General features: G+C 34.4%; 17 protein-coding genes. 14 read left to right on the forward strand and 3 right to left on the reverse strand.

Going from position 1 to position 19,641, the window contains the following annotated elements; all coding sequences use genetic code 11:
- The first annotated feature begins 128 nt into the window (after positions 1 to 128).
- From secA to GKG01_RS02285, 10 genes are all read left to right on the forward strand, one after another.
- Entirely contained in the window at positions 129 to 2,858 is a 2,730-nt protein-coding gene (gene secA / locus GKG01_RS02240; RefSeq protein WP_154272036.1) for a preprotein translocase subunit SecA, read from the forward strand.
- Positions 2,859 to 3,270: 412 nt separating this feature from the next.
- A protein-coding gene (gene prfB, locus GKG01_RS02245) for a peptide chain release factor 2 (RefSeq protein ID WP_194164485.1) occupies positions 3,271 to 4,366 on the forward strand; the annotation gives its coding sequence in 2 pieces (ribosomal slippage) (positions 3,271 to 3,342 and positions 3,344 to 4,366; 1,095 coding nt in all).
- A gap of 53 nt (positions 4,367 to 4,419) precedes the next feature.
- Entirely contained in the window at positions 4,420 to 5,538 is a 1,119-nt protein-coding gene (locus GKG01_RS02250; protein WP_154272037.1) for a HipA domain-containing protein, read from the forward strand.
- 64 nt (positions 5,539 to 5,602) lie between these two features.
- A complete protein-coding gene (gene pepD, locus GKG01_RS02255; RefSeq protein ID WP_154272038.1) occupies positions 5,603 to 6,994 on the forward strand; it encodes a beta-Ala-His dipeptidase in 1,392 nt (463 codons plus the stop codon).
- A 14-nt stretch (positions 6,995 to 7,008) separates the two neighbouring features.
- Positions 7,009 to 7,332: a DUF1292 domain-containing protein gene (locus tag GKG01_RS02260; protein ID WP_002836077.1), complete on the forward strand. Its 324-nt coding sequence runs from the start codon at positions 7,009 to 7,011 to the stop codon at positions 7,330 to 7,332.
- Positions 7,322 to 8,158: a Cof-type HAD-IIB family hydrolase gene (locus GKG01_RS02265; protein ID WP_154272039.1), complete on the forward strand. Its 837-nt coding sequence runs from the start codon at positions 7,322 to 7,324 to the stop codon at positions 8,156 to 8,158. Before GKG01_RS02260 ends, GKG01_RS02265 begins: the two co-directional genes overlap by 11 nt.
- Complete coding sequence (locus GKG01_RS02270; RefSeq protein ID WP_094207729.1) at positions 8,151 to 8,591, forward strand: peroxiredoxin; 441 nt, start codon at positions 8,151 to 8,153, stop codon at positions 8,589 to 8,591. Before GKG01_RS02265 ends, GKG01_RS02270 begins: the two co-directional genes overlap by 8 nt.
- A complete protein-coding gene (locus GKG01_RS02275) occupies positions 8,584 to 9,519 on the forward strand; it encodes a TIGR01212 family radical SAM protein (RefSeq protein WP_154272040.1) in 936 nt (311 codons plus the stop codon). The genes GKG01_RS02270 and GKG01_RS02275 overlap by 8 nt, the downstream gene beginning before the upstream one ends.
- Before the next feature lie 44 nt (positions 9,520 to 9,563).
- A complete protein-coding gene (locus tag GKG01_RS02280; protein WP_154272041.1) occupies positions 9,564 to 9,986 on the forward strand; it encodes an ATP-binding protein in 423 nt (140 codons plus the stop codon).
- 945 nt (positions 9,987 to 10,931) lie between these two features.
- Entirely contained in the window at positions 10,932 to 12,002 is a 1,071-nt protein-coding gene (locus GKG01_RS02285; RefSeq protein ID WP_154272042.1) for a DUF5633 domain-containing protein, read from the forward strand.
- Between the two features lie 732 nt (positions 12,003 to 12,734).
- On the opposite strand, the gene GKG01_RS02290 is transcribed toward GKG01_RS02285, so the two are convergent.
- Both GKG01_RS02290 and GKG01_RS02295 read right to left on the reverse strand, forming a co-directional pair.
- Positions 12,735 to 12,947 carry a hypothetical protein gene (locus GKG01_RS02290; RefSeq protein ID WP_154254768.1) on the reverse strand — a complete coding sequence of 71 codons (213 nt, stop codon included), beginning with the start codon at positions 12,945 to 12,947 and terminating at the stop codon, positions 12,735 to 12,737.
- A gap of 60 nt (positions 12,948 to 13,007) precedes the next feature.
- Complete coding sequence (locus GKG01_RS02295) at positions 13,008 to 13,559, reverse strand: hypothetical protein (protein ID WP_154272043.1); 552 nt, start codon at positions 13,557 to 13,559, stop codon at positions 13,008 to 13,010.
- A gap of 839 nt (positions 13,560 to 14,398) precedes the next feature.
- Here GKG01_RS02295 and GKG01_RS02300 point away from each other — a divergent pair.
- Positions 14,399 to 16,342 (forward strand): DUF5633 domain-containing protein, encoded by a 1,944-nt coding sequence (locus tag GKG01_RS02300; protein WP_154274620.1) that lies wholly within the window; start codon positions 14,399 to 14,401, stop codon positions 16,340 to 16,342.
- 120 nt (positions 16,343 to 16,462) lie between these two features.
- On the opposite strand, the gene GKG01_RS02305 is transcribed toward GKG01_RS02300, so the two are convergent.
- The gene (locus tag GKG01_RS02305; RefSeq protein ID WP_154272045.1) at positions 16,463 to 16,918 is read right to left on the reverse strand and encodes a hypothetical protein; all 456 of its coding nucleotides are present in this window, start codon (positions 16,916 to 16,918) and stop codon (positions 16,463 to 16,465) included.
- A 238-nt stretch (positions 16,919 to 17,156) separates the two neighbouring features.
- On the opposite strand from GKG01_RS02305, the gene GKG01_RS02310 reads away from it, so the two are divergent.
- The 3 genes from GKG01_RS02310 to GKG01_RS02320 all read left to right on the forward strand — a co-directional run bounded on the left by GKG01_RS02310 (position 17,157) and on the right by GKG01_RS02320 (position 19,625).
- Positions 17,157 to 17,696, forward strand: a complete 540-nt coding sequence (locus GKG01_RS02310) for a sigma-70 family RNA polymerase sigma factor (protein ID WP_154272046.1) — start codon at positions 17,157 to 17,159, stop codon at positions 17,694 to 17,696.
- Between the two features lie 154 nt (positions 17,697 to 17,850).
- Positions 17,851 to 18,513: a nitroreductase family protein gene (locus GKG01_RS02315; protein WP_347233089.1), complete on the forward strand. Its 663-nt coding sequence runs from the start codon at positions 17,851 to 17,853 to the stop codon at positions 18,511 to 18,513.
- Positions 18,514 to 18,680: 167 nt separating this feature from the next.
- Entirely contained in the window at positions 18,681 to 19,625 is a 945-nt protein-coding gene (locus GKG01_RS02320; RefSeq protein WP_154272047.1) for a DnaJ domain-containing protein, read from the forward strand.
- Positions 19,626 to 19,641: the final 16 nt, after the last annotated feature.

The raw sequence follows: 19,641 nt of genomic DNA on the forward strand, positions 1-19,641 counted from the left end.
TGCTCTGTAATTTATTGGTAAATTTTATAAGTGATTTCCTTTAAATGTTGATGTTTTTGTTGTAAATGATGTATTTTAATGTTAAAATAAAAGGTAGTATTTATAGATATTAAAGTAAGGAGATTTATATGGGAGTATTTGAATCTATTTTTGGCTCAGCTAATAAAAAAGAGCTAAAGAAAATAGAACCAATTATTAAAAAAATTGAATCATATGATAAGTCTATGCAACAATTATCAGATGATGAATTAAAGCATAAAACTGTTGAATTCAAGGAAAGATTAAAAAACGGAGAAACTTTGGACGATATTTTGCCAGAAGCTTTTGCTGTAGTTAGAGAAGCCAGCTACAGAGTTTTGGGTATGAAACAATATCGTGTGCAATTAATCGGTGGTGTTGTTTTACACCAAGGTAGAATTGCAGAAATGAAAACTGGTGAAGGTAAGACTTTGGTTGCAACTTTACCTGCATATTTGAATGCGCTTAGTGGTAAGGGCGTTCACGTGGTTACTGTCAATGATTATCTTGCAAAGAGAGATAAGGAATGGATGGGAAAAGTTCACGAATTTTTGGGCTTAACTGTAGGCGTTATCGTTTATGGTTTGGATAATGACGAAAGACGTGAAAACTACGCTTGTGATATTACTTATGGTACTAATAACCAATATGGTTTCGACTATTTGCGTGACAACATGGTTATTTACAAAAAAGACAAGGTTCAAAGAGGCCTTAACTTTGCAATCGTGGACGAAGTTGACTCTATTTTAATAGATGAAGCTAGAACTCCACTTATTATTTCTGGTCAAGGCGACGAATCTACAGATATGTACATGAGAGCAAATATGTTTGCTAATGGTTTGACTGGACGTATTATGGATCCGGAAGAAGACAAGCCAGATATTTTCGATCGTGAATTTAAGGATGAAACTGTAGATTTCTTGGTTGACGAAAAGAGAAAAACTGCCAGTCTTACAGAAATTGGTACTAAAAAAGCCGAAGAATATTTTGGCGTGGAAAACTTGTCTGACCCTAATAACATGGAATTAGCTCACCACATTAACCAAGCTTTGAAGGCTAACAATACAATGAAACGCGATATTGATTACGTAGTAAAAGATGACGAAATCCTTATCGTTGATGAATTTACTGGTCGTATCATGGAAGGTAGAAGATATTCTGATGGTCTTCACCAAGCTATAGAAGCAAAAGAAGGTGTTGAAGTTAAGAGCGAATCTAAAACTTTGGCAACAGTTACATTCCAAAACTACTTCAGAATGTACAACAAATTAAGTGGTATGACTGGTACTGCCAAGACTGAAGAAGCGGAATTCAATGAAATCTACAAGATGGACGTTGTTGAAATCCCTACTAACAAACCAGTAGCCAGACTTGACGAACAAGACAGAGTTTACATCAACGAAAACGCTAAGTTCAACGCAATCGTTGAAGAAATAAAAGAAATTCACAAAACTGGACAACCAATTCTAGTTGGTACTATTTCAATTGAAGTTTCAGAAAGATTGTCCAAATTGTTGAAGAAAAACGGAATCAAACACGACGTATTGAACGCTAAGCAACACGAACGTGAAGCAGAAATCGTAGCACAAGCAGGTATGTTTGACAAAGTTACTATCGCAACAAACATGGCAGGTCGTGGTACCGACATTCTTTTAGGTGGTAACCCAGATTTCTTAGCAAAACACGATATGAAAAAACAAGGTTACGGCGAATACGTAATCGAAAGTTTGGATTCATTCTTGCCAAGTACAGACGAAGAATTAGTTGCAGCAAGAAATGTATACAATGAATTATACAAAAAATACAAGAAAATGACTGACGAAGATAAGAAGAAAGTTCTTGAAGTCGGAGGATTATATATCATCGGTACTGAACGTCACGAATCACGTCGTATTGACAACCAATTGCGTGGTCGTTCTGGCCGTCAAGGAGACCCTGGTAAATCAAGATTCTTCGTATCATTAGGAGACAACTTAATGAGATTGTTCGGTGGAGAAACTATCCAAAAATACGCTGAATCTGGCAAATTCCCAGAAGACGAACCAATGGAATTCAGAACAATCACTAAAGCAATCGAAAGAGCGCAAACAAAAGTTGAATCTAATAACTTTGGTATCAGAAAGAACGTATTGAAATACGACGACGTTATGAATGCACAACGTAAAGTAATTTATACTGAAAGGGATAAAGTACTTGACGGAGAAGATATGCACGAATCTATCGTGGCTATGATTAAAGACATCATTGCTAATGCAATTGACACATATTGCCAAGATCCAAAATCAGAAAATTGGGAAATGGAAGCGTTGATGACATATCTTAACACATTCATTCCAGAAGGAACATTGGATCTTACAAGACTTAACAGCTACAACAAGAAAACTTTCACAGATTATGTAACACAAAAAGCATTGGAAGTTTACGGCGAAAAGGAAGAAGCCATTGGCAAAGAAAAATTCAGAGAAATCGAACGTGTAATTCTTCTTATGGTTGTAGATAGAAAATGGATGGACCACATTGATGCTATGGATCAATTGCGTCAAGGTATCGGTCTAAGAGCTTTCGGTCAACAAGACCCAGTAAGAGCTTACAACAATGAAGGTTTCGAAATGTTTGAAGATATGAACCACTCTATAAAAGAAGACACAGTTAGAGGAATGTTCAACGTTCAACCAGTTGAAGAAATCGAAAGAAAACAAGTAGCTCACGAAACTTCTGCATCAAGTGGTGAAGAAGAAATCAATAAACCAGTAGTTAAAGGTAAGAAAATCGGCAGAAACGATCCATGTCCATGCGGAAGTGGTAAGAAATACAAAAACTGCTGTGGTAAAAATAGATAATAAATAGTGGAATAGGTAGAAGCGAAATGTTTGGTTTTGATAATTGAACATAAAACATTTATAGCTAGGGAGAGGCGAAGTAAATTATCCTTATGCACGAATATCTGACTACAAAAATTGATGATTTCATAATTTCGAGCTCCTAAAATCGCAAGCCTCGCTAAAGCTCGGGCAGTCCGATTTTTAGACGGAGCTCTTCAATTTAAAATCAAAACAATTTTTTCCGTATGATATTCTTAGCATAAGAATAAATACTTCTTAGAATGCGAAAAGGTAGATATCTGTGCTATAAAGTTTGGTGTCATTTATGAAACTTTTCAAACACCACCACTATTACAAAAACAAATACAAACACAAAGGAGGAGAAATCCTCCTTTTTTGTTCAAAAAATATATGCAATTGGAGGATAAAAATGGACGTATTTTTAATTAACGAAAAAATAGAAAGTTTATCTCAAAATCTAAAAGAAATAAAGGAGTCTCTTTGACTTAGACAATTTAAGAAAAAAATTAGATGAATTGCAACAAGAAACATTGAAACAAGGCTTTTGGGATGACAGCGATAAAGCACAAGCAATCTTCGACGAATTGAATTCCATAAAAGCTGATGTCGAAAACTACGACGAAATCGAAGAAAAAATCGAAGAAGTAAGAATGATGCTTGAAATCAGCAAAGAAGACAACACAGAAGAATACGAAAAAGAAATCTCCAAGACACTCAAAAGTTTGGAAGAAAAAGTCGACGAATTCAAAATCAAAACGCTCTTAGTGGGAGAATACGACAAAAATAATGCGATTATGTCCATTCACGCAGGTGCAGGTGGGACTGAAGCACAAGATTGGGCGGAAATGTTACTGAGAATGTACACGAGGTGGATTGCGGACAAGAATTATTCCTACAAAATCACCGACTACAACCAAGATACAGAAGGTGGCATCAAATCTGTATCGTTAATCGTACAAGGAATTAACGCCTATGGATTTTTGAAAAGCGAAAAAGGAGTCCACAGACTTGTCAGGATTTCTCCGTTTGACCAACAAAAACGTCGCCACACATCATTCGCATCAGTGGACGTCTTCCCAGAAATCAAAGATAATCACAACATCCAAATCGACGACAAAGATTTGAAGATTGACACCTACAGAGCATCAGGTGCCGGAGGACAACATGTCAACATGACAGACTCTGCAGTTAGAATCACACACATTCCAACAGGTGTCACAGTCCAATGTCAAACAGAAAGATCGCAAATCGCCAACAGAAAATACGCCATGGATATGCTTATCGCCAAGCTTATCATGATAAAAGAAGAAGAAAAGCGTGAAAAAATCGAAGACATCCAAGGAAAATACAACCAAATAGCGTGGGGCTCCCAAATCAGATCCTACGTCTTCCAACCGTACACATTGGTAAAAGATCACAGAACAAACTTTGAAAGTTCACAAGTGCAAGATGTGCTTGACGGTGATTTGGATAAATTCATAAATGCGTATTTGAGCCACAATTAAATTTACAATAAAATAACACAAATATAGTACAATATAGAAAAGGAGGGGATAGAATGGAATATGTAATCTACAATAAAAACACGCCGGTGTTTTCTTTTGAAATGATTCACAATAGAATCATAAAAATCATAGAAATATACAATCCAAAATACAGACCGGTGCAAGTTAAATACAACAATAAGAAAAATATAATCGAAAAAAGTAGCTTTGAGCATTTTCTAAAAGGTAGAAGAATTCCAGATACCAGACAGGACAAGGACATTATTTTGAAAAACATTCAAGGCAAATCGCTTTACGAACTTAGCTTGGCGTATTTCGGACTATCTCTTTCGGATCAATATTGGATAAAAGAAAAAAACGACAGCGTAGAATGGAAAGACATCAACTTTTTCCAAAATGATTTCTCACAAGATATGGGGCTTTTTATGTTTGGTAAATCCGACATTTCTTTTTCACTAAAAACTCCGAACAACACATCAGATGGTTGGCTTAAAAAAGCATGGATGCTAAATGAAGGTAAGAGAATTCTCGTTAAAGGCTCTTCGAAACCATTCTATCAAGAAGCTTTCAACGAAAAAATAGCCTATGAAATCTCAAAAATTCTTGGAATTAATCATATAAAATACGAGATTAAAAAAATCGGAGATAAATATTGTTCGGTGTGTGAGAATTTCATCGATGAAAACACGGAGCTTGTCCCAGTTAATGCGATTGTCCAAAACACTCAAAAACCTAACCATATTTCAATGTATGATTTCGTGATTGAAGAATTGGAAAAACTAGGAGTTAATGGTGCGAAAAAAAGAATCGATGAAATGCTATTTCTCGATTATATAATTTTCAATGAAGACAGACATTTTAATAATTTTGGATTCATAAGAGATGTTGAAACGCTTGAAGTTAGAGGAATGGCTCCGATTTATGATTCGGGAACAAGCTTATTCTACAACACACTTGATACTGCGATAAATTCTTACAATCCTGATGTGAAGCCGTTCTACACTGACAGAAAAAAACAGTTTGAGCTAATCAAAGAAAAAATCGACAAAAAAATTGATGCTAATAAAATTTACGAAATAATCGTAGACGTACTTTCAGAAAGTGATTATCTCGAAGAATTTGCACCTGATAGGAAAAAAATCATCGCAGACAGAGTAGCAAAATCTATATAATTAATGCATAAAATTTGTGGTTTTTGATTTCATAATGGGTATATAAGTCTTGAGGTGTAATTAAATGAAAAATATAGTATTAGAAAATTTCAGAGAATTGTCGAATGTTCCACGTTGTTCATTTGACCAAAAAAGAATTAACGAATACTTAGTAAATAAAGCAAAACAACTAGGGCTTGACTACGATGTTGATGATGAATTAAATATCGTAATCAGAAAGCCTGCAACAGAAGATAAAAAAGGTCATCCAGGAGTTATTTTGCAAGGTCACATGGACATGGTTTGCGAAAAAGAAGATGACAGCAATCACGATTTTACAAAAGATCCGATAGAATTTATCGAAAAAGATGGCAAGTTAACTGCCAACAAGACAACACTTGGAGCTGACAATGGAATAGCAATCGCAATGGGATTTGCTATTTTGCAAGATGAAAACTTGTCACATCCTGATTTGGAATTGATGATTACGACAAACGAAGAAGTTGGACTTATCGGTGCGAATGCCGTAAGCGAAGATTTCTTAAAAGGCGAATATCTTATCAACGTTGACAGCGAAGAAGAAGGAATCATGACTTGTGGTTGCGCTGGTGGAAACACTTTGAATTCTGAATTTGCAATCAAACGCGAAGATTTTGGAAAATATTTCTACAGAATTGCAATCAATGGTTTCAGAGGTGGTCACAGTGGTCAAGATATCAACAAAAATCACCTTAACGCCATAGAATCCACAGTTAAAATCCTAAAAGAATTATCGACACGTCACAATTTGAGAATCGTTTCATTAAATGGTGGAACAAAACACAACGCAATACCAAGAAATTGTGAGCTTATCATTGCAAGTGAAGACGAAATCAAAGACGGCGAAATCAACGTTGATGGTTTCAAACAAGTTGAAGAAAAAATGGAGTTTAAGTTTGAACAAGTAGATGGAAAGACTCCAATGGATGCACAATCTACAGAACACATCTTGAATTTCCTAACAACAATTCCAAACGGAGTTTTGGATATGGTAAAAGGAAACGACGATTTGGTAGAAACATCGCTTAACCAATCAATTGCAACAACAGAAGATGACAAATTCGTGTTTATGGTATCAATCAGATCTTCAGTTTTGGATAAGATAAAAGAAGTTGAAGATTTGATTACAAATACAACAAAATCAAACAGTGGAATAGTTAAATCTGAAGGGTTCTACGAACCTTGGGAATACCGCGAAGATAGCGAACTAAGAGACAAATGTTTGAAAGTTTACAAGGAAGTCACAGGAAAAGACATGCAAGTGAATGTTATTCACGCAGGACTTGAATGTGCAGTATTTTCAAAGAAATATCCGGACATGGACATGATTTCCATCGGCCCTGATATGACGGGAGTTCACACACCAAAAGAAACTTTGGATTTAAAATCCACATATAGAGTGTACGAATTCTTGAAGAAATTAGTAGAATCATTATAAAATGGAGGATAAAAATGAGTGACGAAAGAAATTTAGAAAACGAAGAATTAAACGAAGAAATGTATGATGAAGAAGAGTTAGATACAATCGTACTAACATTAGAAGATGGCGGCGAAATCGAATGTGGAATACTTGGAGTATTCGAAGTTGAAGGATACGACAGTGATTACATCGCACTTGTATCTGAAGATGACAACGAAATTATGATTTACAAATACGAAGAAATCAACGAAGAAGAAGCTAACTTAGATGTGATCGAAGACGATGCTGAATACGAAAAAGCAAAAGAAACATTCGAATCTCTTTTCGTGGATTTTGAAGGAGAAGATGAAGAATAATTTTAAGGCTGTTATGATTGATCTGGACGGAACTCTTCTGACAGACGATAAAAAAATTACTGATTTCAGTAATCAAATTTTACAAAAACTTTATGACGACGGCATAAAGATTATTATTGCGACAGGAAGAGGTCTATCCAGAGCTAAGCAATTAACCGAAAAATTAGATTTTGACAAAATAATCCTTGCAAATAATGGAGCTATTATTCACAGTAGCTCCAATATTGCAACGGATGAGGATTTGAAGTTGGAATCCAATGAGGTGGATGAGCTTAGCACTCTATCAGAGGAGTATGGGATAAGGCCGTATTTTTTTGTGGAAAACAAATGCGCACTTCTCATCCAAGATGAAGAAGATAAGAAGAATTTTGAGGATAGCGTTGGGGATATTGGTGAGATAATGACAGTGTCTGAGAGGAATTTGCCGATAGATGATTGTGTAAGCATGATTATGATAGCAAGAAAAGACCGTATTTACGATATTGTTGAGCATATCAAGGCCAATCCCAACGTGACATATCACATTCACACGAAGTATTTTTCCAAAAACATCAGAATGCTTGAAGTGCAAAACGTTAACACGGACAAATACAAAAGGGCAATTCATGTGCTTAAACATTTTGGAATAACAAGTGATGAAGTGGTTGCTATTGGCGATGCGCACAACGATTTGGAAATGGTTGTGAACAGTGGACTTGGAGTTGCGATGAAAAACTCCGACGATATTTTGAAACAAAACGCAGACATCATAACACAATACACAAACGAACAAGACGGACTGGCGAAATTTTTAGAAGAACTATTTGAGTTGAGGGATTATGAATAATTTAAAAGAATTTTTGAATGAAGAATATTATGACAAATACAAGGGCAAAAACTTGGTAGTATACATCTATCCAAAAGATAACACAAGTGGATGTACAATAGAAGCGGACGGATTTTCCGAAATTTACGACGAATTTCAAAAGCTTAACACAGAAGTTGTGGGAATTAGCAAGGACACAGAAAAGACACACGAAAATTTCAGAAAAAAACAAGGACTAAAACAAGAATTGATATCCGACCCAGAAAGAATATTCTTGAACAATTTTGGTTGCGTTTACAAGGGCAAAATGTTCGGCAAAGAAGTTACCAAAACAGAAAGAAGCACGTTTGTATTTGACAAGGATATGAACTTGGTCAAAGAATTCAGAAAAGTAAAACCAGACGAAAATCCACAAGAAGTGTTGGATTTCGTACGAGACAACCTAAATGACTGATAGATATAATATTTACAGCAAATATCTAAAAGAACATTACGGAGAAAAAGTCTACAAACTTCCCATAAAACTGGATTTGACTTGTCCCAACAGAGATGGAAGGTTGGGGCATGGTGGTTGCATTTATTGTCACGAAGAAGGTGGAAGCTTCGAAAACAAAGAAAAACACCTTTCAATTACAGAACAATTGGAAAAAGACAAACAAACCATCGAAAACAAATACAACGCCCACAAATTCATATCGTATTTTCAAAATTACTCCAACACATACATGCCGCTTGAATTGTTCAGACAATACGTCAACGAAGCAGTTGTAGAAAATGTCGTTGCAGTCAGCGTATCCACAAGGCCGGATTGTATAGCACGTGAGCATTTGGAAATATTGAAACAACTTCAAGACGAAAAAAACGTCGACATCATCATAGAGCTTGGACTTCAAACATCCAACAACAAAACTTTGAAGATAATCAACAGACAACACACGGTCGCAGACTTCGTTGGCGCATGTCTGATGATAAAAGAATACGGATTTAGAATTTGCACACACGTAATACTTGCACTTCCATGGGATGACATGGACGATGTCAGAGAAACAGCGAAGCTTTTATCGGTATTAAAAGTTGACGAAAGCAAAATCCATTCACTGTACATTCCCAAACACACAATACTTGCGAAGTGGTACGAAGAAGGAAAAGTTAAACTCAAATCACTGGACGATTACGTAAATGAAGTTTGTGAATTTTTGAAATATTTGGATAAGGATATCCTCATTCAGCGCTTAGTCGGCAGAATGCCCGAAGAGGATTCCGTGTTTTGCAACTGGAATACAAGTCACTGGAAAATACAAGATATGATAATTGAAAAAATGGAACGAGAAAATATTTTCCAAGGTGATAATTTTAGTAAAAGAATGGGTATAATAATATAAAGTAAATTAAACTTTTTAAAATGGTTTAAGAAAGGATGATAATAATGGTTAAATTTGTAGTAGGTCCTAAAGGCAGCGGAAAAACAAAATGGTTGATCGACAAGGCCAACGACGAAAAACAAAACAAAAACGGTAACATAATATTTATAGACTCTGATGACAAGCATATATTCTCACTTGATCACTCAGTAAGACTTATAGATGCATCGACATTCCACATCTCAAGTCCAGAAAGTTTGTATGGATTTTTGGCAGGAATAATGTCAAGAGATTTCGATATCGAAACAATTTACGTAGACGGAATTTACTCAATCGTTGAAATGACTGAAGAACAATTAGAAGAATTCCTAGAAAACTTGGAAGTTTTATCAAAAGAAGCTAACGTTAACTTCTTCATTGGAATGAACAAAGAAAAATCAAGCTTACCAGCAAAATACCACGAAGACACAGTGGAATTGCACGAATAATACACTCACGATAGACCCTTTTATAGGGTCTATTTTTGTTTGGAGTAAAAGGAAATCAGAAAACCGTTTTGCACGAACACATGGACGAGAAAATTTATCGCAACACAAAGATAATGAATAAAAGTTGTAACACGCATCGTCTGGCTTACGTAAATTGACAAATTCTAACCTCGAAATTCTAAAATCTCAAACTCGTGCTACGCACTCAGACAATGAGATTTTTTAACGAATTTCTTCGATTGAATTTGACCCAATTTACTCCAGATGACTCGCTTAGTTACAAGCTTTTATTAGAGTGCTACGATTGATTCTTAGCAAATGTAGTAATCTGATTTGTTTCACTGAAAAAGGGAGTGGAAATTTGTCGCTTCACAAACATACAGAATAAAAGTCGTAACACGCATCGTCTGGCTTACGTAAATTGGCAAATTCTAATCTCAAAATTCTAAAATCTCAAACTCGTGCTACGCACTCAAACAATGAGATTTTTTAACGAATTTCTTCGATTGAATTTGACACAATTTACTCCAGATGACTCGCTTAGTTACGATCTTTTATTAAAGTGCTAGTATTGGTTTTTAAAAAAGAACAAAAATCTGATTTTGTTTAACAGTAGAGAAAAAACGGAAAAATTGTTGAAATATTAAGGATATATTGTATTACTTAAAATCATATAGTATAATAAAAATATCAATATAAATAGTTATATGCAAAACTACTTTTGATAAACCAAAATTTGTATACATATTAACAAAAAATTCAAATTTTTTTGTGCAGAAAACGAGGAGTATTTCGGTAGGAATATTTCTGTTGGAGATAATACGATTAGATAGTGTAAATGGAATGGCAAGAAATTGCTTGGAAACGGATTTGAAATGTATTTGAAAAGTTGAAGGGAGGCGACAAATTCCACCCGTTGAGGGAAGTTTCCATTGTCATATTAATATGAAATTTAATAAAAAATTATTGGTAGCAATGCTTGCGGGAACTTTAGTTCTTGGCAGTGGAGTTAGCACTTATGCTACAGCGGACAATACAAATAATGCGAAAAGGCTACAAGAAAAAGTTTCTGTTGAAGTTTTAAATGAAATATTGAATAATGTTGATAAAATTATAGAAAAATTAGAAAAAGATTCTGAATTATTAAAATTAGAAAAAAATCCTGAGTTAAAAAAACAAGGAAAAATTTCTGAAGTAGAAAAATTAAAGATAGAATTAAAAAAGGAAAGAGCGGTCTTTGATATACCAACAGGTTTAAATACTGAATATGCAATAGGAATGTTGAGACGTTTTGATGAAGCAATTGAAAAAATCAAACAATTAAAAGCTCAACCTGAATTTCACACTAAAGAAAAAGCAGAAGAAGCAGCAAAAAAAGACTTGGAAACAGAATTAGTAAAAAATGCATTTGACCTAGAAGAAAAAGACGGCAAATGGCACTACACATTAAAATTCAAGGAAATCGAACCAGAAAAATCAACTAATTCAGATAAAAAAGAAAAAACAGAAGATAAGACTGCTGAAGAAAAGAAACAAGCAGAAAATGAAAAGAAAATCGATGGATTGAAAAATTCAGCAGAAAAACAAAAAGAAGAAGAAGCAAAGAAGAAAGCTGAAGAAGAAGCGAAAAAAGCTGAAGAAGAAAAGAAAAAGGCAGAAGAAGAAGCTAAAAAGGCCGAAGAAGAAAAGAAAAAGGCTGAAGAAGAAGCAAAGAAAGCCGAAGAAGAAAAGAAAAAAGCTGAAGAAGAAAAGAAATCTGAAGAAATGAAAGCTGAAGCTAAGAAAAAAGCGGAAGAATTCAAGAAAAATGCAGAAAAGAAGAAAGCAGCTCTTGTTAAAAAATCAGAAAAAGTTAATACAACTACTTCAGACAACAAAGTTAGTGGACCAACCAAAACTACAACAGATAAGAAAAAACTACCAAAAGCTGGTATTGAAACAGAAGTATTAACACTAGCAACAGCATCATTGGCAAGTGTTGTGGGTGCATTCTTATCACTTAAAAAACGTAAATAAAACTAAGATTTAAGAATAGTAAAATGGGGTCTTGTGATCCCATTTTTTATTTGGAAATTAGAACATTGCCACGACTGTTTCGGATCAAAAAATCAGAAAACTGATTTGCACGAATATCTGACTTACGAAAATAAATCGCTATACAAACATACGGAATAAAAGTCGTAACACGCAGAATCTCACTTACGTGAATTGAATGCCGAAATTGTTTCAGACCTAGATAAATCAGAAAACTGTTATGCACGAATATCTGCTTACGAAAATAAAAAAATCCTCACGCTCGTGCCCCTAAAATCTCAAGTGCACCTACGGCTTTCACGAGTGAGATTTTTGACGGGTCACTTCGCTTGAATTTTTAGTTATTTTCTCCAGATGATATTCTTAGCAAAAGCAGTAATCTGATTTATTTCACTGACAAGGAAAGAAAATTTGTCGCTACACAAAGATATGGAATAAAAGTCGTAACACGCATCGTCTGGCTTACGCAAATTGGCAAATTCTAAACTCGAAATTCTAAAATCTCAAACTCGTGCTACGCACTCAGACAATGAGATTTTTTAACGAATTTCTTCGATTGAATTTGACACAATTTACTCCAGATGACTCGCTTAGTTACGATCTTTTATTAGAGTGCTAATTTTTTTCTTCGTAAAAGCAGTAATCTGATTTATTTCAATAAAATATACTTTATCCCACTAAAAAATCCCTTGCCACACGACAAGGGATTGATTATTATAATTTACTTCTATCGTTATCTGAGTTCATCAACAATTGATAAACTTGGATTTCTCCGATTAACTTCAATTCTTCAAAGCCACGGCGGCGAAGTTCGTCACGTTCGTGTTCGTTTTCGTAATTTGCATCTGTTTTGAAATAATTTTCCAAAATCTCTGACACTTTTTCTTTATTATTTGCATTTTTAAGTACTTCTTCTCTAATATACATAACATACCTCCTACACTTGTTGTTATCTTACATATAATTATACCCCAAAAACGCACAAATCTACCTTATAATATTAATTCCATCTTCCACAACGTATTTCAAATCACAATCGCTCAACAAACCATTCATCCACGCACGACGAAACTCATCGTAAACTTCAGAAGATTCTCCGTAAATATAATACTGTTCGTGCACATCAATTCTCTTAATCCAACGGAACTCTCCATCATCTGATTCCACTGGCAAATTCGCCATATCGCATGGCATCCCATCCAAGAATTTATCGGACATAAATTGAAACGCATCAGAAGCATCACCCGAGAAATCCTCCTTCGCACCAAAATCATAGGCGATTTTAAGAGCATCTTCAAGCTTTTCTTCTTTTTTAAGTTCACTCAAAACCTTCGCCAAATTATCCTCGACAATTCCAACTCTCACCTGCAACCATCCGTGAATATTGTCCGTGTCAATCAAATCCTCCAATGCTCCACGTTCAATATTTTTCAAATCAACATTTTCATCCAACAACTCACTCATCTTGCGTGTGATTTCATTAACGTAATTTATCTTATCAAACATTATATAATGAATTTTTCCTAAAAATCTTGACATACTATCCCTCCATTTTTTGATTATATTATACTGATAACAGTTACAATAATCCGTAACCATTGTTACGGGATATAATTAAATTGAGAAGAAAAATTGGTAAAATTAGCTCATAAACCAAAGAAAAACTGGTCGTTCACACTCGGAAATTCGAATTCAAAACATCATAAAATAATAAAAAAATAAATAATTGTAATAATATTTAAGCACAACACAATAAGTGATTAGGAACAAAGCAAATACACAATATGTTGGTTTTGAAATAAAAAATGTTGAATAACAAATTGCATAACTATTCTGCAAAATATATACACAAAAAGATTTTTGTAAACTTATTGTAATATTTGAACTTATGTAGTATAATGAGCATAAGTCAATATAGTAATGTGGTAAAGAAAACTTTATGAATAGCAAAAGATTGGATAATTATTAACGATTATTCAATTTAAGAATGTGGTGATAAGTTTTTGTTCAATAATGCAACAAAACTTAACACTGTTATTATATTGGTCGAAAAATGTTTTCATATAAACACACTAAAATATGATTATAACTACTAGGAATAGTAGCTAAAATAAAAGGTAGGCGTTGAACTTACCGAACCTAACGCTTGTGGACATTGCCCTTGGGAAATTTTGGACAGTGGACGAAGCAAGAACACCGATTTAATGAATTGGTGAAATTCGATTGTTGAAATACCTTTTTGGGTAAACAATAACTAAGGAATGGCAATATAATTGCTTGGAAACGAATTTGATTTAAATAGCATTGAATGCAAAAAATTTAAAAGGAGGAGACAAATTCCACCCTTATTCAAGGGAAGTTTCCATTGTCATGATATTATGAAAATTAATAAAAAATTATTAATGGCTGCACTTGCAGGGGCAATTGTAGTTGGTGGCGGCGTTAACACTTACGCAGCAGAAGATGGAATTCCTAAACCTGTAGAAGATAAAGGACAAGGTATATTTGAATTACCAGAAAACTATAATGGTCCAACAGAAACAAAAGCTAATGCTGAAAAAGAAGCTGATGACAAAAAAGCTGAAGAAGAAGCAGCGAAGAAATTAGCAACAGCAAAAGAAGTAGCAAAAGAAGAAATAAATAAATTAGGTTTAAGTGAAGTACAAAATAACCACTTTAATGAAAAAATAGATGAAGCTACAGATGAAAAAGGTGTTAATGCTATAGTAGGTGAAGCAAACGCATTATATAATGCTATAGTCGATGCTAAATTTAATAAATTAAATGAAACTGATGATGAAACAAAACTTCAAAAAGCATTGGAAGAACTTGACAAAGCTTTAACTGTAGAAGACGTAAATAAAGCAGTTTCTGGAATTAATAAAGAAATAACAGATGAAGAAAAAGATAAAGAAGAAGAAGCAAAACAATTAGCAGAAGCAAAAGAAGCGGCTAAAGAAAAAATTAACAAATTAGACTTAAGTCAAGTACAAAAAGATCACTTCAATTCAAAAGTTGATGAAGCTAAAAATGTAGATGAAGTTAATGCTGTAGTAGAAGATGCCAATGCATTGTATAATGCTTTAGTTAATGCTAAAGATGGTGATGATGGATTAAAGGCTACTGATGATCCGGCAATCATGGAAAAAGCATTAGAAGAACTAGATAAAGCGCTTACAAAAGAAGATGTTGATAGAATAGTTGCTGAAATTAATAAAGAAATAGAAGCTCAAGAAGAAGAAAAACAAAAAGAAAAAGAATTAGCAGAAGCAAAAGAAACTGCAAAGAAACATATAGATGAATTAAAACACTTATCAGATAAGGCAAAAGAATTAGCTAAGAGAGATATAGATGCAGCTACTACTATTGATGAAATCAATGATATCGTAGCAAGAGCAGATGTAATGGACAGAAAATTAGCTGAACTAGAAGAAGTACAAGATGGTTATGCAACATATGAAGAAGCTGAAGAAGCAGCTAAGAAAGCTTTAAAGAATGATGAAGTTAACAATGCATATGAAGTAGTTCAAGGTGCGAATGGAAGATACTATTATGTATTGAAGATTGAATCTGAAGAAGACGAAGAAAAACCAGAAGATCCAGAAAAACCAGAAGTACAAAATGGTTTCGAAACTTATGAAGAAGCTGAAAAAGCAGCTAAAAAAGCTTTAGAAAATGATGAAATTAACAATGCATACGAAGTAGTACAAGGTGCAGATGGAAGATACTACTATGTATTAAAGATTGAAGACAAAGAAGACGAAGAAAAGCCAGAAGAAAAACCTGAAACACAAAAAGGATATGACACATACGAAGAAGCTGAAGAAGCAGCTAAGAAAGCATTAGAAAATGATCCTATAAATAATTCATATTCTATTAGGCAAGGTGCAGATGGAAAATACTACTATGTATTATCTCCATTAGAAGAAGATAAAAAACCAGACGTACCAGGAACTCCAGACGTACCAGGAACTCCAGATGTTCCATCAACTCCAGATGTTCCATCAACTCCAGATGTTCCTTCAAACCCAGAAAAACCTGATGAAGGTGAAAAACCTGGCGAAGGTGAAAAACCTGGTGAAGGTGAAAAACCTGGCGAAGGTGAAAAACCTGGCGAAGACAAAAAACCTGGTGAAGACAAAAAACCTGGTGAAGACAAAAAACCAGAAAAACCTGGAAAAGAAAACACTGATTCTCCAAATAAGAAGAAAGAAAAAGCTAAATTACCAAAAGCTGGTAGCGAAGCTGAAATCTTAACATTAGCAGCAGCAGCTTTATCAACAGCAGCAGGTGCTTACGTTTCTATCAAAAAACGTAAATAATTTTTCCTTTCATTGATAGGCAGATTTATATTTTAAAATGGGACTAATTTTGGTCCCATTTTTTCATGCAAAAAACTGATACAAATATGGTGAACCATAAATGTATCAGTTTTTTTGTGATTATTCTCTTGTGAGTATGTCCAAGTTTGTCGTATAATCATCTATCACAAGCCTGGCGAGTTTCGCTTTTTGGATTTTGTCTTCGATGCTTTTCTTGGATTCTAGTGTTGTGATTTTTTGATTATTCGAAAGTATTATGTGTCCTGTTTTTATTTCTTCGATGGATTCGATGTTGAACAGTCCATAACTTCCGTCGTTTTTGGATATTGGTTTTCTGACTTTGATCATGCAGTACGTTCCGTTTTTAAAACAAATAGGAGGATTTTTGGTTATGTTCAAGGATTTTTTGATTAATTTTTTGGCCTCTGTGATGTCGATTAATTGGTTACGGGCGATTTTTTTGATGCAGCAATCCAATGAACAATAATTGGTAGTGGTGAAATCATTAAAATAAAGTTGGACTGCATTGCCGATATTGTCTACGTATATCGGAATGATTGCTTGTAATTGTTTCATAAATTCTCCTTTTATTTTATGATAATTTTATTATAACAGAACATACGTTCCCGTTCAAGCGTTTTCAATTTGAATTTACAATGAATTGGTTTGTTTTGTGAAGAATGATGATGCTTTTTTACAAAATAGTCGAATAGTTCACGCAATTACTATCTGTTTTGGTGTGGTTTTACGTTTCATTCTTGATTAATAAAATCTTCTTATCGATTGTAAAATTGAGTAAAAGGAGATGGAAATCATGAATTTTGAAGAGATAGATTATATTGTGAACAACAAAATTTTGGATGATGAGAGAATTTACAAGGCATTTGAGCCGTTGATTATTAGTAGTATAAAAAAATATTATGATAGGGCGGATATTTTTGAGGAGCTTGTGGATGATGGCAAGACTGAGATTATGTATGCGATTATGGAGTATGATGGTTCGAGGAAGGTTCCGTTCAATTATTATTTGAAGCAGAGGTTGAGGTTTTTCTATTTGAAGAAGAATCCTAGAAGAAGTATTTCTTCGTTGAATTATACTAATGAGGATGGTGATGAGGTGATGAATTTGATTGAATCTGATGAGAATATAGAACAGGATTTTGAGGATAGGTTGGAGATTAAAAAGCTTTATGAGAAGGTGCGTAAGCTTCCCGATAAGCAACAGAAGATTATTTACGAGAATTTCCTTAGAGAAAAAAGCGCGAGGGAGATTTGTAAAGAATTGAATATGAAACAGTCGACATTCTACAATACGAGAAGCAAGGCTTTGGAGAATTTGCGTAAGATGTATTGAGCTTTGGGTGTGGAGTGGTGGGTTAATATAGATGGAATCGATGCGATTCCATTTTTGTTTGCGTGGAAATATTTAATTGTATGCTTTGTGGTGCGTGAATTTTCGTGATTTGTGGTATATTATAATAAGTATATATTTTAATGAGGGGGACAAGGTGGATATTTTAGAGTTGATGCACAAGAGGCATTCTGTTAGAAAATACATAGATGAAGAGATTGATAATTCTGTGAAGAAAATTATTGAACAGAAGGTTGATGAGGTTAATCGTGAGTCGAATTTGAATATAAGGGCTGTGTTTGATGACAAGGAAGGTTTTAATTCAAAGCTTGCGAAGTATGGTAAGTTTGAGAATGTGAATAATTTTCTGATTATGAAGGGTGTAGGCAATGATTTGAGCGAGACTTGCGGATATTACGGCGAGAAGCTTGTGATGGAACTTATGAATTTGGGTTTGGGTTCGTGCTGGGTTGCTCTTACATATAATAAGAAGAATATAAGAAAATACATGGAGCCTAACGAAAACTTGGTAATTGTGATTGCGTTCGGTATTCCTGCGAACTGGGGTTATAATCACAAGAGCAAACTTCCAAGACAAGTGTCAAATGTGAGTGATAATTCGCCACAATGGTTCAAGGATGGTGTCGATTGTGCGCTTAATGCTCCGACTGCGATTAATCAACAAAAATTTATGTTGACTTTGGTTGATGATAAGGTGAAGGCTAAGGCGAAGTTTGCTCCTTCTGCAAAGGTCGATTTGGGAATTGTGAAATACCATTTCGAAGTGGGAAGTGGCAAGGATCATTCCATATGGATATAATGATTTAATTTTAGAATCAAAATAAAAAATAAAAATCAAAGGTCAAAGATAAAAATCAAAAGTCAAAGATATTGCAAAGATTGCAAATACTATTGATTATGCACTCATAAGGGTGTATAATAATATCAAGGTCAAAGAAAGTCAAAAACAAATTACGGGAGGTTTTTATGGAATATAAAGATTATTACAAAGTTTTGGGGGTGGATAAAAAGGCGAGCTCCCAAGAAATTAAAAAAGCATACCGAAAACTCGCCAAGAAATATCACCCTGATTTAAATAAAGGCGATGAGAAATCACAAGAAAAATTCAAAGAAATCAACGAGGCTTACGAGGTTTTGGGTAACGAGGATAAGCGTAAAAAATACGATATGTTTGGCTCAAATTATAATTTCCAAGGCGGACAAAACTTCGATCCGAATGCGTACGATTTTGGAAACTTTGGTGGATTCGGTGGTTTCGGCAAGAATTCTGGTTCGTACACTTACACAACTGGTGGCAGTGGCGGAGGATTCTCAGACTTTTTCAATGCGTTTTTCTCAGGTGGACAAGGTAGCGGCGGAGGATTTTCCGATATTTTCGGTGGTTTCAAAAATGCTGGAAGAAAATCTCAACCAAGGCAAAGATATGACACAGATATTTCCGTTTCCTTATCAGATATCTACAACGGTGTAGAAAAAAGATTGGGACTTATGATTGGAGATAAAAGTGTCAACTTGAATTTGAAGGTTCCAAAAGGGATTTTGCCTGGTAAAAAGATTAAGGTCAAGGGCGAAAAATTCGGCGTTGACGGGGACATTTACGTGAAGATTAACCTGGTTGATGTGTACAACAAGCTTGAAGATCACAATATTATAAAGAAGGTTGAACTTAAACCATGGGAAGCTTATTTTGGAAAATCTATCAATGTTGAAACGATTAGTGGCGAAAGAATCAAGGTTAAGATTCCGAAAAATATCAAAGCTAATCAAAGAATTAGAATTAAGGATAAGGGATTCGTGGATATGAAAGGTGTCAAAGGTGATTTGTATCTTGAAATTTCCATTGTAAATCCTACAAAATTAAACGAAGAACAAGAAGAATTATACAAAAAATTATACGAATTATCTGAATAATGTTAGGAGGTAAGGA

It is taken from the genome of Finegoldia sp. BIOML-A4 (assembly GCF_009679635.1).
Classification (GTDB): domain Bacteria; phylum Bacillota; class Clostridia; order Tissierellales; family Peptoniphilaceae; genus Finegoldia; species Finegoldia magna.

Coding starts and splice junctions, on each gene's coding strand:
- GKG01_RS02295 (WP_154272043.1), bottom strand. CDS start 13,559: ATGTCAAGATTTTTAGGAAAAATTCATTATATAATGTTTGATAAGATA.
- pepD (WP_154272038.1), top strand. CDS start 5,603: ATGAAAAATATAGTATTAGAAAATTTCAGAGAATTGTCGAATGTTCCA.
- GKG01_RS02260 (WP_002836077.1), top strand. CDS start 7,009: ATGAGTGACGAAAGAAATTTAGAAAACGAAGAATTAAACGAAGAAATG.
- GKG01_RS02250 (WP_154272037.1), top strand. CDS start 4,420: ATGGAATATGTAATCTACAATAAAAACACGCCGGTGTTTTCTTTTGAA.
- GKG01_RS02280 (WP_154272041.1), top strand. CDS start 9,564: ATGGTTAAATTTGTAGTAGGTCCTAAAGGCAGCGGAAAAACAAAATGG.
- GKG01_RS02300 (WP_154274620.1), top strand. CDS start 14,399: ATGAAAATTAATAAAAAATTATTAATGGCTGCACTTGCAGGGGCAATT.
- GKG01_RS02310 (WP_154272046.1), top strand. CDS start 17,157: ATGAATTTTGAAGAGATAGATTATATTGTGAACAACAAAATTTTGGAT.
- GKG01_RS02290 (WP_154254768.1), bottom strand. CDS start 12,947: ATGTATATTAGAGAAGAAGTACTTAAAAATGCAAATAATAAAGAAAAA.
- GKG01_RS02320 (WP_154272047.1), top strand. CDS start 18,681: ATGGAATATAAAGATTATTACAAAGTTTTGGGGGTGGATAAAAAGGCG.
- GKG01_RS02270 (WP_094207729.1), top strand. CDS start 8,151: ATGAATAATTTAAAAGAATTTTTGAATGAAGAATATTATGACAAATAC.
- GKG01_RS02265 (WP_154272039.1), top strand. CDS start 7,322: ATGAAGAATAATTTTAAGGCTGTTATGATTGATCTGGACGGAACTCTT.
- GKG01_RS02305 (WP_154272045.1), bottom strand. CDS start 16,918: ATGAAACAATTACAAGCAATCATTCCGATATACGTAGACAATATCGGC.
- GKG01_RS02285 (WP_154272042.1), top strand. CDS start 10,932: ATGAAATTTAATAAAAAATTATTGGTAGCAATGCTTGCGGGAACTTTA.
- secA (WP_154272036.1), top strand. CDS start 129: ATGGGAGTATTTGAATCTATTTTTGGCTCAGCTAATAAAAAAGAGCTA.
- GKG01_RS02275 (WP_154272040.1), top strand. CDS start 8,584: ATGACTGATAGATATAATATTTACAGCAAATATCTAAAAGAACATTAC.